We start from the raw sequence: 13102 nt of genomic DNA on the forward strand, positions 1-13102 counted from the left end.
CTCTTTTTTCCGCCCCCCCTCGGGGGGGGGGGGCGGCGGCTCTTGGGGGGGGGCGGGGGGGGGGGGGGGGGGGGGGGCGGGGCGCGTTTTTTGGGCGCCGCCACCCCGCCCCCACCATTCGGGTGAGCCCGGGACGGCTGTATGCGCGGGGGCGCGGGTCAGGCCGCCGACGTCAGCCAGCGGTACACGTACTCCGGGCGGCCGACGTGCCCGTACTGCGGGGTGCGGGTGGCGCGGCCCGTGGTGACCAGGTGTTCCAGGTAGCGGCGCGCGGTGATGCGGGAGATGCCCACCGTCTCGGCGGCGGCAGCGGCGGTGACGCCCTCGGGAGGTGCGTCGCGCAGGGTGCGGGTCACTCTCTCCAGGGTGGGGCCGCTGAGCCCTTTGGGCAGGGCGGCGGGGCTCGGCGCGCGCAGGGTGGCCAGGGCGCGGTCCACCTCGTCCTGGCCTGTGGCCTCGCCCGCGGCGGTGCGGAACTCGGCGTAGCGGGTGAGGCGGTCGCGGAGGGTGGCGAAGGTGAAGGGCTTCAGTACGTACTGGACGACGCCGAGCGAGACGCCCTCGCGTACGACCGCGAGATCGCGGGCCGACGTGACGGCGATGACGTCCGCGCGGTGGCCCGCGGCGCGCAGGGTGCGGGCCAGCTGGAGGCCGTGGCCGTCGGGGAGGTGCAGGTCGAGGAGGAGCAGGTCCACCTCGGTGCGGTCCAGGGCGCGTTTCGCCTCGGCGGCGCTGTGCGCCTTGCCCACGGCGCGGAAGCCGGGGATGCGGTTCACGTAGAGGACGTGGGCGTCCGCCGCCACGGGGTCGTCCTCCACGACCAGAACCCGGATCGGCTCTGTCACTCGGTGCCTCCGTTAGCTGCGTCCGGTGCACCGGACGCGTTGTTGTCGGCACCCGGCGTCGCGGGGGCCACGGAAGCGGCATCCGTCCGCAGGAGAACCTCGAACTCCGCGCCGCCCCCGGCCGCCTCCCGCACCTTAAGCGTCCCCTCGTGCTTGGTCACCGTCTGGTGGACCAGGGCGAGGCCGAGGCCGCGGCCCGCCGTGGCCTTCGTCGACCAGCCGCGCTGGAAGACCGCCTCCGTGTGCGCGGGGTCCACGCCGGGGCCCGTGTCCGACACCCGCAGGGTCAGCCCCGCCCCGTCCGCGCGTGCCGTCACCGTCACCCGGGCCGCGGGCGAGCCCTGCGCCGCGTCCACCGCGTTGTCGATCAGGTTGCCAAGGACCGTCACCAGGTCGCGCGCGGGCAGCCCCGGCGGCAGCATGCCGTCGTCGATGCTGCTGTCGGGGGAGACGACGAGCTCCACGCCGTGCTCGTTCGCCTGGGCCGCCTTGCCCAGGAGCAGGGCCGCAAGGACGGGCTCGCTCACCGCCGCGACCACCTGGTCCGTCAGCGTCTGGGCGAGCTCCAGCTCGGCCGTGGCGAAGTCGACCGCCTCGTCCGCGCGGCCCAGCTCGATGAGGGAGACCACCGTGTGGAGACGGTTCGCCGCCTCGTGGGCCTGCGAGCGCAGGGCGCGCGTGAAGCCGCGCTCCGAATCCAGTTCGCCGGTCAGCGCCTGCAGCTCGGTGTGGTCGCGCAGGGTGACCACCGTGCCGCGGCGCTCGCCGCTCGACACGGGCGAGGTGTTGACGACGACCACCCGGTCCGCCGTCAGGTGCAGCTCGTCGACGCGCGGCTCGGCCGCGAGCAGCGCGCCCGTCAGCGGTACGGGCAGGCCGAGCTCGGCGACGTTCCGGCCGACCAAGCCGCCCGATACGCCGAGCAGCTCGCGCCCTCCGTCGTTGATCAGGGCGATGCGCCGCTGCCCGTCCAGCATGAGAAGACCCTCGCGCACCGCGTGCAGCGCCGCCTCGTGGTAGTCGTGCATGCGGCTCAGCTCGGCGGCGTTCATGCCGTGGGTGTGGCGGCGCAGGCGGGCGTTGATCACGTAGGTGCCGATACCGCCGAGCGCGAGCGCGCCCGCCGCGACGCCGAGCAGCGCGAGCAGCTGGCCGCGCGCCGTCGCGCTGATCTCCTCGATGGTGATGCCCGCGCTGACCAGGCCGGTGATGCGGTCGCTGCCGTCGGCGGCCCGGATCGGGGTGACCACGCGTACGGAGGGCCCGAGCGTCCCGGTGTACGTCTCCGTGAAGGTCCGGCCCCGCAGCGCCTCCGCCCGGTGGCCGAGGAAGCGCTCGCCGATCTCCGCCTTGTCGGGGTGCGTCCAGCGGATGCCGTCCCTGTCCATGATCGTGACGAAGTCGACCCCGGTGTGGTGCAGCACGTCGGTCGCGTACGGCTGCAGGGTCTTCGTCGGATCCTCGCCGCGCACGGCCTCGCGTACCGAAGGAGAGTCCGCGACCGCCCGCGCCGCGGCCGTCGCCTGGCGGCGGGCACCCTCCTCGGCCTGCTGCCGGTCGCTCAGGAAAGTGAACAGTGCACATCCGGCCACCACGACGGTGACCAGGACGATCTGCATCGCGAAGAGCTGCCCGGCGAGGCTGCGGGGCCGGGGCGGGCGGGCGAGGGGCATGGTGCCAGTCTGCCTGGCCCTATAAGTGCGAACTAAATGAACGCAAGGGTGACCGCCCTCACAGGGCGAGAGATAGTCACCCGAGATTCGCCTGCCCAGGACGTGAGCCGCACGCACTGGCCGAAAACGCCGACGTAGTCGTTCAAGGAGGGCCCTCGTGGCCGACACCACCGACAGCCAGGTGGCACCTGCGCCCGCAGCCAAACGGGACCGCACCCACTACCTGTACATCGCAGTCATCATCGCCGTGGTCTTCGGTATCGGTGTCGGACTGCTCTTCCCCGACTTCGCCACGGAGCTCAAGCCGCTCGGCACCGGCTTCGTGAACCTGATCAAGATGATGATCTCGCCCATCATCTTCTGCACGATCGTCCTGGGCGTCGGCTCGGTCCGCAAGGCCGCCAAGGTCGGCAAGGTCGGCGGGCTCGCGCTCGGCTACTTCGTCGCCATGTCGGTCGTCGCGCTCGCCATCGGCCTGATCGTCGGCAACATCCTGCACCCGGGCTCGGGCATGGACATCTCCGACTCCGAGAAGGGCGCGGGCCACGACGCGGCCGAAGAGGCGAACAAGGGTCTCGTCGACTTCGCGCTCGGCATCATCCCGAAGACGATCGTGTCCGCCTTCACCGAGGGCGAGGTCCTCCAGACGCTGCTCGTCGCGCTGCTCGTGGGCTTCGCCCTGCAGGCCATGGGCCGCTCCGGGGAGCCGATCCTGCGCGGCATCGGGCACATCCAGCGCCTGGTCTTCCGCGTACTCGGCATGATCATGTGGGCCGCCCCGATCGGCGCGTTCGGCGCGATGGCGGCGGTGGTCGGCGAGACGGGCACGGACGCCCTGAAGGCCCTCGCCACGATCATGATCGGGTTCTACGTCACCTGTGCGCTGTTCATCCTGATCGTGCTCGGCACGCTCCTCCGCCTGGTGACCGGCGTCAACCTCTTCAAGCTCCTGAAGTACCTGGGCCGCGAGTTCCTGCTCATCCTGTCCACCTCCTCGTCCGAGTCCGCCCTGCCGCGGCTCATCGCGAAGATGGAGCACCTGGGCGTCAGCCGCCCGGTCGTCGGCATCACCGTCCCGACGGGCTACTCCTTCAACCTCGACGGCACGATGATCTACCTGACCATGTCGTCGCTCTTCATCGCCGAGGCGATGGACCAGCCGCTCGGCGTCGGTGAGCAGATCTCCCTGCTCCTGTTCATGATGATCGCGTCCAAGGGCGCGGCGGGTGTCTCCGGTTCCGGCATCGCGGTCCTGGCCAGTGGTCTGCAGTCGCACAAGCCGGGCCTGGTGGACGGCGTCGGCCTGATCATCGGTGTCGACCGCTTCATGAGTGAGGCGCGCGCCCTGACCAACTTCGCGGGCAACGCGGTGGCGACGCTCCTGATCGGTACGTGGACCAAGGAGGTCGACCGGCAGCGGGTGGACGACGTCCTCGCGGGACGGCTGCCGTTCGACGAGAAGACGCTGCTCGACGAGGGCGGCGCGGATTCCGAAACGGTGGACCCGGACGCCGCGGACGCCGTCCCGACGCAGCCGGACAGCAGCGAGAAGAAGTCCCTGACGGCATAGCCGTCGGCCACCGGATCGGTGGCGTGTGCGAGGCGGGCGGGTCCGCCGTGGTCGAAACGTGACTGCGGGCGGGCCCGCCCGCTTTTCACGTACCGGATAGCCTCAAGATCAGTCAGGCAACGGGGAAGCGAGAAGCAGGGAAGGGGGGGCGGGAGCTCATGGGGAACAAGCCGAGGCGAGCCTCCATCGGGGAGACGTGGATCAACTGCCAGGTCTGCCAGGGGGATCTGTTCCGTGACCGGGAGGTCAAGCTCAACAGCTCCGGCATGGAGCTCATGAACATGGCGTGGGCGAACGAGTCGGCGACCGGGCTCATCTGCTGGCGCTGCGGCTACGTCCATCTCTTCGTGAACCGCGACATCCGGATGCACCGAGTGGACAAGTGAGGCCGCAAGAGCCGCAAGAGGCGGAAGCGGACGCTGGCTGTCTGGCCTGTGACCTCGCCGCCGGCACCGCCCCCCTGCCCGGCGGCACGCTCCTGCGCACGCCGCACTGGACGGTCGAGCACTGCGTCGGCCCCCTCGGCACCGGCACGCTCATCGTCAAACCGCTGCGCCACATCACCGGCGTACACGAGATGAGTACGGGGGAGAGCGCCGAGCTCGGCCCGCTGCTGACCCGGGTGACTTCCGCCCTGCGTACGGCAGTCGGCGACGAGTGCGAGCAGGTCTACGTCTGTCTCTGGTCCCACGCCGGGCGCGTGCCCGGCCACATCCACTTCGTGGTGCAGCCCGCCCGTACGTCCGACATCGACCGCCACGGCGGTGCGTACGGACCCGCCCTCCAGGCGGCGATGTTCGCCGGGGGCGCGGAATTCGAGCAGGGTGCGGTGGAGGAACTGTGCGCGCGTGTGCGGCGTGCGCTCGCTGAGGATTCCGCCATCCAGGTGGGCCCGTGCGCAAACTGTTGACTGTTATTCAAACCTGCCAGTAACTTCAGCGTTGTACCACCAAGAACCGCCGAAAGCCGCTGAAGCCTGCCCAAATCCCCCACACAGCAAGGCTGTTGGCGCCCGCGGCTTGATCGCTCATCTCCGGGACTGACCCCCCATCGGATTCAAAGGAGACTCCAGATGGTGATCCGCGCACGCGCCCGCACCCGCTCCCTCCGCCCGGCAGCCGCCCTCGCCGCCCTCGCCACCGTCGGAACCGCCGCCCTCGGCCTGGCCGCACCGGCCCAAGCGTCCGGGAGCAGCAGCGAACCGCTCGACTACGTGGCCCTCGGCGACAGCTACAGCGCCGGATCCGGCGTTCTGCCCCTCGACGTGACCGCGCCGCTCCTCTGCGCACGCTCCACGGCCAACTACCCGCATGTCGTGGCCAAGCGCACCGGCGCCAAGCTCACCGACGTGACCTGCGGCGGCGCCCAGACCAAGGACTTCGCGGGCTCGCAGTACCCCGGTGTCGCCCCGCAACTCGACGCGGTCACCGCCGAAACCGACGTCGTGACGCTGACCATCGGCGGCAACGACAACAACACCTTCATCGGCGCGATCCTCGCCTGCGGCAGCGCCGGCGTGCTCTCCGGTGGCAAGGGCAGCCCCTGCAAGGACGCCAACGGGGACAAGTTCACCAAGGAGATCGACGACAGTACGTATCCCGCCCTGAAGAAGGCGCTGCGGGACATCAAGGCCAAGGCCCCCAACGCCCGTATCGGCATCCTCGGTTACCCGTGGATCGTCCCGGCCAAGGCCGACCCCACGTGCTTCGCCAAGATGCCGATCGCCACCGGAGACGTCCCCTACCTGCGGGATCTGCAGACCCATTTGAACAAGGCCGTGCAGAGCGCCGCCTCCGAGACGGGCGCCACGTTCGTCGACCTGGCCGCCGCGTCGGAGGGGCATGACGCCTGCAAGCCGAAGGGCACCCGCTGGATCGAGCCCGTGCTGTTCGGCACGAACTTCGTCCCGGTCCACCCGAACGCCCTGGGCGAGGCCAGGATGGCCGACCAGGCCATCGGCGGACTCAAGCTGGGCTGAACAGGGCGCTCTCGTACGGTGGTTGAGTGAACGCGACGCCGAACGCCGACTTCTGGTTCGACCCCGTGTGCCCGTACACCTGGCTCACCTCGCGGTGGATCCGCGAGGTCGAGCGGGTGCGGGACGTCACCGTGCGATGGCGCGTGATGAGCCTGTCGGCCCTGAACGAAGACCTCGACGTCGACCCCGAGGACCCCGAGGGGCAGTGGGGCGACTACATGCGGGGGCCGGGCCGGGTCTGCGCGGCCGTGGACGAGCGGTACGGGAGCGAGGCCCTCGGGCGGTATCTCGACGCGCTCGGGGCGCGGTTGCACGAACGGGGCGAGTGGGACGGCGCCGAGCGGGCTCTCGCCGACGCCGGCCTTCCCGCGGAGCTCGCGTCGGTGGCCTGGACTGGGGAGTACGACGATGCCGTACGGGCCTCGCACGAGCAGGGCGTCGCGCTGGTCGGCCCCGAGGCCGGCACCCCTGTGCTCTCCGTGCGGGGCGTGGGCGCGGTCTTCGGCCCGGTCGTCTCACCCGCGCCGAAGGGGGAGGCGGCGGGGCGGCTGTGGGACGGGGTGGTCCTGATGGCGGGCGTGCCGGACTTCCACGAGTTCAAGCGGCCGTACGGCGCACTCGATTTCGGCTGATGGCGGACGCCTCAACTCGCCCTCCATGCTTACCTTTTCGTAAGTACCTGACTAATTAGTCGGTACTTGTGAGGAAGCGGGCGTCCGCGAAGCATGGTCGTCATGACGAACCAGAGCCACAACCCTTCCGCGTCTCCTTCTGCCTCCCCTTCTCCTTCTCCTTCTTCTTCCACTGCCTCTGTCACTGTCCTCGGCCTCGGCGCCATGGGGCAGGCACTCGCCGGTGCTTTCCTCCGGGCCGGACACTCCACCACCGTCTGGAACCGCACGCCGGGCAAGGGCGACGACCTGGTGGCCAGGGGTGCCATTCGCGCGGTCACCGTCGCCGATGCGGTCCGCGCCTCGGATCTGGTGGTCGTCTGCCTCTACGACTACGAGGTGTCGCGGGCCGTGCTGGGCCCGGTCGCCGCGGAGTTCGAGGGCCGCGTCCTGGTCAACCTCACTTCGGACACCCCGGAGCGCTCGCGCGAGGCCGCCGCCTGGGCCGCCGAACACGGGATCGACTACCTGGACGGCGCCATCCTGGTGCCGGTGACGGTGATCGGTACGGCCGACGCGCTGCTCTTCCACAGCGGCCCGAAGTCCGTGTACGACCGGCATGCGAGCACGCTCAAGGCGCTCGGCGGCAACACCGTGCACCTCGGCGAGGACCACGGCCTCGCCGCCGTCTACGACAACGCCCTGCTCGACTTCTTCTGGACCAGCATGTCTGGCCTCGTGCACGCGTTCGCGCTGGCCGGGGCGGACGGCGTGAAGGGGGCGGATCTCGCCCCCTATATGAGCGCCCTGCTCTCCATCTTCCCGGCGGCCGTCGAGTCGACGGCAGTAGAGGTCGACTCCGGCGAGTATCCGGGCGAGCAGGCCCCGCTCGTCACCGAGGCCGCCAACGTCGACCACATCATCCACGCCTCCGCACACCGCGGTCTGGACGTGGAGTCCTTGAACGGCATCAAGGCCACCCTGGACCGGGCCATCGCCAAGGGCCACGGCGCGGACGGCTGGACGGCCGTCATCGAGGCCATCCGCGCGCCCGAAGCGGCGCACTAGCCTTGACGCCTGCGTCAAGGATTACCGTCGTAGACATGCGCATCGGCGAACTTGCGGAGCGGGCCGGCACCACCACGCGGACGCTTCGGTACTACGAGTCACGGGGGCTGCTGCCCGCTCGTCGCAGCGGCAACGGCTACCGCACCTACGACGAGGACGACGTACGCCTCCTCGAGCAGATCAGGACCTTGCAGGACTTCGGGTTCGATCTGGAGGAGACGCGGCCGTTCGTGGAGTGCCTGCGGTCGGGGCATCCGGCGGGCGACTCCTGCCCCGCGTCGCTCGACGTGTACCGCCGCAAGCTCGGTGAACTCGACTCGCTGATCAGTGAGTTGAGTGCGGTGCGCGAACAGGTGGGCGCGCAGTTGGTGCGTGCCGAGGCGGCGGTTCCGGGGGGTCCGGACCCGCAGTGCGAGCTGACGGGCTGAGAAGGAGCGCAGGCATGGGGATGGTCAAGGCGGACGGCGTGGCCGAGGTGACGGACGCGGACTTCGAGGGGGAGGTACTGGGGGCGGAACTGCCCGTGCTCGTGGAGTTCGGCGCGGAGTGGTGCGGGCCGTGCCGGCAGCTCGCGCCGGTGCTCAGCGAGATCTCGCGCGAGGAGGCGGACCGGCTCAAGATCGTGCAGGTGGACGTGGACCACAGCCCGCAGACCGCGATCGCGTACAACATCCTCTCGGTGCCGTCCCTGCTGGTGTTCCGGGGCGGTGAGCCGGTGAAGTCCATGGTGGGCGCCCGGCCCAAGCGCAAGCTCCTCGCGGACCTCGCCGAGGCCGGAGTGCTCTGACCCGGATCGCTCTGACACAGGCAGCCACCCGGTCACCGGCACAAGAAAGAGAAATACCCCGGACGAATTGACGTCCGGGGTATTTCTTCGCGTATATTGGATCCTTTCGCGACCCCTGGCACATTTGGGCAGACTGGAATCGCGAGAATCTGTATAAGAGCACTGTAACTGGCGAGGGGCTGAATTGTCAACCGAGGAATTGCGGGAAGAGCAGCAATTCGTCTCCGGGCTGTACGCGCGCCTCGACGCGCTGCGCGAGGAGGCGCAGGCCGCCGTGCAGGCATCGTTGTCGCAGGTCGGCAACGGTCTGCAGGCCAGGCTTGAGCGCGACGTCCTGGTGGCCGAGCGGTCCGGACTGCTGGCCGCCTTCGACGCGGGGGAGAACGGTCTCTGCTTCGGCAGGCTGGAATTCCGTGACGGCCGTGATCACCACATCGGACGCATCGGAATCCGTGCGTCCGACGTCGAACGCACCCCACTCGTGATCGATTGGCGTGCCGAAGTCGCGCGCCCCTTCTATCTCGCGACCGGTCATACGCCCATGGGGCTGCGTCGGCGCAGGCACATCACCACAAAGGGCCGTGACGTCACGGCCCTGCACGACGAGATCCTCGATCTCGGCGACACCACCCGCACCGGCCACGAGGGCGCGGACGCCGACGAGGTGCTGCTCGCCGCGCTCGACTCGGCCCGCACCGGACGCATGCACGACATCGTGCAGACCATCCAGGCCGAGCAGGACCGCATCATCCGGGCCCCGCACCACGGCGTCCTCGTCGTCGAGGGCGGCCCCGGCACCGGCAAGACGGTCGTGGCGCTGCACCGCGCCGCGTTCCTCCTCTACGCCCACCGCCAGCTGCTCGCCAAGCGCGCGGTCCTGATCGTCGGCCCGAACCCCGCCTTCCTCGGCTACATCAGCGAGGTCCTGCCCGCGCTCGGCGAGACGGGCGTGCTCCTCTCGACGGTCGGCGAGCTGTTCCCCGGCGTGACCGCGACCGGCACCGAAACGCCCGAGGCCGCCGAGGTGAAGGGCCGCGCGGAGATGGCGGACGTGCTCGCCGCCGCCCTGCGCGACCGGCAGCAGACCCCCGAGCCCGGCGCCCCGCTGATCATCGAGCACGACGACGGCGACCTCGTCCTGGACTGGACGATCGCTCACGAAGCACGCGAGGCGGCCCGTGAGGCGGACGTCCCGCACAATCTCGGCCGCCCGCACTTCGCCTTCCGCGTGATCGACATGCTCACCGAGCAGCTGGCCGAACGGCTCGGCGCGGACCCGTACGGCGGCCCGAACTTCCTCGGCCCCGACGACATCGCCCAGCTCGGCAAGGCGATCGCCGCGAGCCCCGAAGTGCACGCGGCCATCGAGGAGCTGTGGCCGCAGCTCACCCCGGAGCGCTTCCTCACGGACTTTCTTGAGGAGCCGACGCACCTCGCGGACGAGGACGCCGACCTGGTGCGGCGCCCGCGCGGCGGCGCGTGGACGGCCGCCGACGTCCCGCTGCTCGACGAGGCCGCCGAGCTGCTCGGCAACGACGACAGCGCGGCGAAGGCGCTGGCGGAGGCCGAACGGGCCAAGCAGATCGCCTACGCACAGGGCGTCCTCGACGTCTCGTACGCCTCGCGGACCTACGAGTTCGAGGACAAGGACGACGAGGAGTCCGAGGTCCTGCTCGCACACGACATCATCGACGCCGAGCGGATGGCCGAGCGCCAGGAGGAAGAGGACCACCGGAGCGCCGCCGAGCGTGCGGCGGCCGACCGGACCTGGGCGTTCGGGCACATCATCGTGGACGAGGCGCAGGAGCTCTCCGCGATGGCCTGGCGGCTGCTCATGCGGCGCTGTCCGACCCGCTCGATGACGCTGGTCGGCGACCCCGCGCAGACGGCGGAGGCCGGCGGCTGCGGCTCCTGGGAGTCGATCCTCGACCCGTACGTCGAGGACCGCTGGGAGTACACCCGGCTCGGCGTCAACTACCGCACGCCGGTGGAGATCATGGACGTGGCCGCCGAGGTGCCGCGCGTCGAGTACCCCGACTTCGAACCGCCCAGTTCGGTGCGGTCCACCGGGGTGCTCCCGTGGGCGCACCGCACGGACGACCTCGCCGCGGCGGTGGCCGACGCGGTGGCGGCCGAGGCGCGGGACGAGGGCCGCCTCGCGGTGATCGCACCTCGCGAGCTCCATGCGGAGCTCGCCGGAAAGCTCCCCGGTGTGACGGCCGGGGAGGCCCCGGACCTGACGCGGGCGGTCGTCCTGATCGACCCGCGCCAGGCGAAGGGCCTGGAGTTCGACACCGTCCTGGTCGTGGAGCCCGCCGGCTACGGCGCGAGCGACCTGTACGTGGCCCTCACCCGGGCCACGCAGCGCCTCGGCATCCTGCACGCGCAGGAGCTGCCGGTGGCGCTCAAGCAGGTCGCAGCCACACCGTGGCCAGCGGCGGCAGGGTGAGACGGAGGGACGCGGGGCGGCCGTGCGACGCCACCGGCTCGGTCTTGACCGGGTCCGGGTTGGTGACGTCGCCGCCGCCGTAGCGCGCCTCGTCCGTGTTCAGGACCTCGTGCCAGGCGGTGAACTCGCCGGGGACGCCCAGGCGGTACTCGTGGCGCACCACCGGTGAGAAGTTCGAGACGGCGAGGAGCGGTGAGCCGTCCGTGTCGTCGGCGGCATAGCGCAGGAACGCGAAGACGTTGTCCTCGGCGGCGTCGCCGTCGACCCAGGCGAAGCCGCCGGGGTCGGTGTCGCGCTGCCACAGGGACGGCTCGCGGCGGTAGACGGTGTTGAGGTCGCGCACGAGGTCCCGTACGCCTCTGTGGTCGGCCTCGGCCCCGTACGCGGGGTCGAGCAGCCACCAGTCCGGGCCGTGCCCCTCCGCCCACTCGGCGCCCTGGGCGAACTCCTGGCCCATGAAGATGAGCTGCTTGCCGGGGTGGGCCCACATGAAGCCCAGGTAGGCGCGGTGGTTGGCGCGCTGCTGCCACCAGTCGCCGGGCATCTTGGAGACCAGGGACCGCTTGCCGTGCACGACCTCGTCGTGGGAGATCGGCAGGACGTAGTTCTCGCTGTACGCGTACACCATCGAGAACGTCATCTCGTTGTGGTGGAACTTGCGGTGCACCGGCTCCTTCGACACGTAGTCGAGCGAGTCGTGCATCCACCCCATGTTCCACTTCAGGCCGAAGCCGAGCCCGCCGAAGCCGCCCGGGCCCTCGTGGTGCGTCGCGCGGGTCACGCCGTCCCAGGCCGTGGACTCCTCGGCGATGGTGACGACGCCGGGGGCGCGGCGGTAGACGGTGGCGTTCATCTCCTGGAGGAAGGCGACGGCGTCGAGGTTCTCGCGGCCACCGTGCGCGTTCGGGGACCATTCGCCGTGCTCGCGCGAGTAGTCGAGGTACAGCATCGAGGCGACGGCGTCCACGCGCAGGCCGTCGATGTGGAACTCCTCGCACCAGTAACTGGCGTTGGCGACCAGGAAGTTGCGCACCTCCTTGCGGCCGTAGTCGAACTCCAGGGTGCCCCAGTCGGGGTGCGCCGCCCGGTCCGGGTCCTCGTGCTCGTACAGGGTGCGCCCGTCGAACTCGGCGAGCGCCCAGTCGTCACGCGGGAAGTGCGCGGGCACCCAGTCCATCAGGACACCGATGCCCGCTCTGTGCAGCGCGTCCACGAGGAACTTGAAGTCGTCGGGCGTGCCCATGCGGGCGGTCGGCGCGTAGAACCCGGTGACCTGATAGCCCCAGGAGCCGCCGAAGGGATGCTCGGCGACGGGCATCAGCTCGACGTGCGTGAACCCCAGGTCGGCGACGTACGCGGGAAGCTGCTCGGCGAGCTGGCGATACGTCAGGCCCGGTCGCCAGGAAGCCAGATGGATCTCGTAGACGGAGAACGGCGCCTGATGCACGGGCACCTCCGCCCTGCGCTCCAGCCACTGGGCGTCATGCCACTCGTGGTGCGACTCGTGCACGATCGAGGAGTTCGCGGGCGGGGTCTCCGTGCGCTGGGCCAGCGGGTCGGCGCGCAGTGTCTTCGAGCCGTCGGGCCGGGTGATCTCGTACTTGTAGAGCTCGCCCTCGCCGACCGAAGGGACGAACAGCTCCCAGACACCGCTGCTGCCGAGCGACCGCATCGGGAATCCGGTGCCGTCCCAGAAGTTGAAGTTCCCCACCACGCGCACGCCCAGGGCATTGGGCGCCCACACCGTGAAGCGTGTCCCGGTCGCCCCCTCGTGCACCATCGGGCGTGACCCGAGCGCGTGCCACAGCTGCTCGTGGCGCCCCTCGCCGATCAGATGCAGATCGAACTCGCCGAGCGAGGGCAGGAAGCGGTACGCGTCGTGGATCTCCAGTTCGGCGTCGTCGTACGTGACGTGGAGCCGGTAGTCCCCGGGGATCTCCCGCAGCGGAAGCACCCCGGAGAAGAACCCGTCCCCGTCGTCCCGCAGCTCGGCCCGCACATCCTTGGCGACGACGGATACGGAGCGCGCGTACGGCCGCAGCGCGCGGAAGGCGATGCCCTCGCGCACGACGTGGGCGCCGAGGACTCCGTGTGGGTCGTGGTGCGTGCCGCCGAGCAGGC

12 protein-coding genes are annotated in these 13102 nt (G+C 70.5%); 9 read left to right on the forward strand and 3 right to left on the reverse strand.

The window, feature by feature from the left end; translation table 11 throughout:
• Positions 1-158: 158 nt before the first annotated feature.
• Both ACWFR3_RS23665 and ACWFR3_RS23670 read right to left on the reverse strand, forming a co-directional pair.
• The gene (locus ACWFR3_RS23665) at positions 159-845 is read right to left on the reverse strand and encodes a response regulator (RefSeq protein ID WP_453736604.1); all 687 of its coding nucleotides are present in this window, start codon (positions 843-845) and stop codon (positions 159-161) included.
• On the reverse strand, positions 842-2518 hold the full coding sequence (locus tag ACWFR3_RS23670) for a sensor histidine kinase (protein WP_453736605.1): 1677 nt from the start codon (positions 2516-2518) through the stop codon (positions 842-844). Before ACWFR3_RS23670 ends, ACWFR3_RS23665 begins: the two co-directional genes overlap by 4 nt.
• A 181-nt stretch (positions 2519-2699) precedes the next feature.
• Here ACWFR3_RS23670 and ACWFR3_RS23675 point away from each other — a divergent pair, with 181 nt between their 5' ends.
• The 9 genes from ACWFR3_RS23675 (at position 2700) to ACWFR3_RS23715 (ending at position 10981) form a co-directional block, all read left to right on the forward strand.
• Entirely contained in the window at positions 2700-4088 is a 1389-nt protein-coding gene (locus tag ACWFR3_RS23675) for a cation:dicarboxylate symporter family transporter (protein WP_453736642.1), read from the forward strand.
• Between the two features lie 158 nt (positions 4089-4246).
• On the forward strand, positions 4247-4474 hold the full coding sequence (locus tag ACWFR3_RS23680; RefSeq protein WP_453736606.1) for a hypothetical protein: 228 nt from the start codon (positions 4247-4249) through the stop codon (positions 4472-4474).
• On the forward strand, positions 4471-4998 hold the full coding sequence (locus tag ACWFR3_RS23685) for an HIT family protein (protein WP_453736607.1): 528 nt from the start codon (positions 4471-4473) through the stop codon (positions 4996-4998). Before ACWFR3_RS23680 ends, ACWFR3_RS23685 begins: the two co-directional genes overlap by 4 nt.
• 162 nt (positions 4999-5160) lie before the next feature.
• Positions 5161-6066, forward strand: a complete 906-nt coding sequence (locus ACWFR3_RS23690) for an SGNH/GDSL hydrolase family protein (protein WP_453736608.1) — start codon at positions 5161-5163, stop codon at positions 6064-6066.
• 26 nt (positions 6067-6092) lie between these two features.
• Entirely contained in the window at positions 6093-6698 is a 606-nt protein-coding gene (locus ACWFR3_RS23695) for a mycothiol-dependent nitroreductase Rv2466c family protein (protein ID WP_453736609.1), read from the forward strand.
• A gap of 102 nt (positions 6699-6800) precedes the next feature.
• Complete coding sequence (locus ACWFR3_RS23700; RefSeq protein WP_453736610.1) at positions 6801-7745, forward strand: NAD(P)-dependent oxidoreductase; 945 nt, start codon at positions 6801-6803, stop codon at positions 7743-7745.
• A 35-nt stretch (positions 7746-7780) separates the two neighbouring features.
• Entirely contained in the window at positions 7781-8173 is a 393-nt protein-coding gene (locus ACWFR3_RS23705) for a MerR family transcriptional regulator (protein ID WP_453736611.1), read from the forward strand.
• A 20-nt stretch (positions 8174-8193) separates the two neighbouring features.
• The gene (gene trxA / locus ACWFR3_RS23710; RefSeq protein ID WP_453736643.1) at positions 8194-8532 is read left to right on the forward strand and encodes a thioredoxin; all 339 of its coding nucleotides are present in this window, start codon (positions 8194-8196) and stop codon (positions 8530-8532) included.
• Positions 8533-8716: 184 nt separating this feature from the next.
• A complete protein-coding gene (locus ACWFR3_RS23715; protein WP_453736612.1) occupies positions 8717-10981 on the forward strand; it encodes a HelD family protein in 2265 nt (754 codons plus the stop codon).
• Here the strand turns inward: ACWFR3_RS23715 and glgB are convergent.
• Positions 10938-13100: a 1,4-alpha-glucan branching enzyme gene (glgB, locus tag ACWFR3_RS23720; protein ID WP_453736644.1), complete on the reverse strand. Its 2163-nt coding sequence runs from the start codon at positions 13098-13100 to the stop codon at positions 10938-10940. The genes ACWFR3_RS23715 and glgB overlap by 44 nt on opposite strands.
• Positions 13101-13102 lie beyond the last annotated feature (2 nt).

The organism is Streptomyces sp. NPDC055189 (assembly GCF_053606765.1).

Coding starts and splice junctions, on each gene's coding strand:
- trxA (WP_453736643.1), top strand. CDS start 8,194: ATGGTCAAGGCGGACGGCGTGGCCGAGGTGACGGACGCGGACTTCGAG.
- ACWFR3_RS23680 (WP_453736606.1), top strand. CDS start 4,247: ATGGGGAACAAGCCGAGGCGAGCCTCCATCGGGGAGACGTGGATCAAC.
- ACWFR3_RS23700 (WP_453736610.1), top strand. CDS start 6,801: ATGACGAACCAGAGCCACAACCCTTCCGCGTCTCCTTCTGCCTCCCCT.
- ACWFR3_RS23705 (WP_453736611.1), top strand. CDS start 7,781: ATGCGCATCGGCGAACTTGCGGAGCGGGCCGGCACCACCACGCGGACG.
- ACWFR3_RS23670 (WP_453736605.1), bottom strand. CDS start 2,518: ATGCCCCTCGCCCGCCCGCCCCGGCCCCGCAGCCTCGCCGGGCAGCTC.
- ACWFR3_RS23690 (WP_453736608.1), top strand. CDS start 5,161: ATGGTGATCCGCGCACGCGCCCGCACCCGCTCCCTCCGCCCGGCAGCC.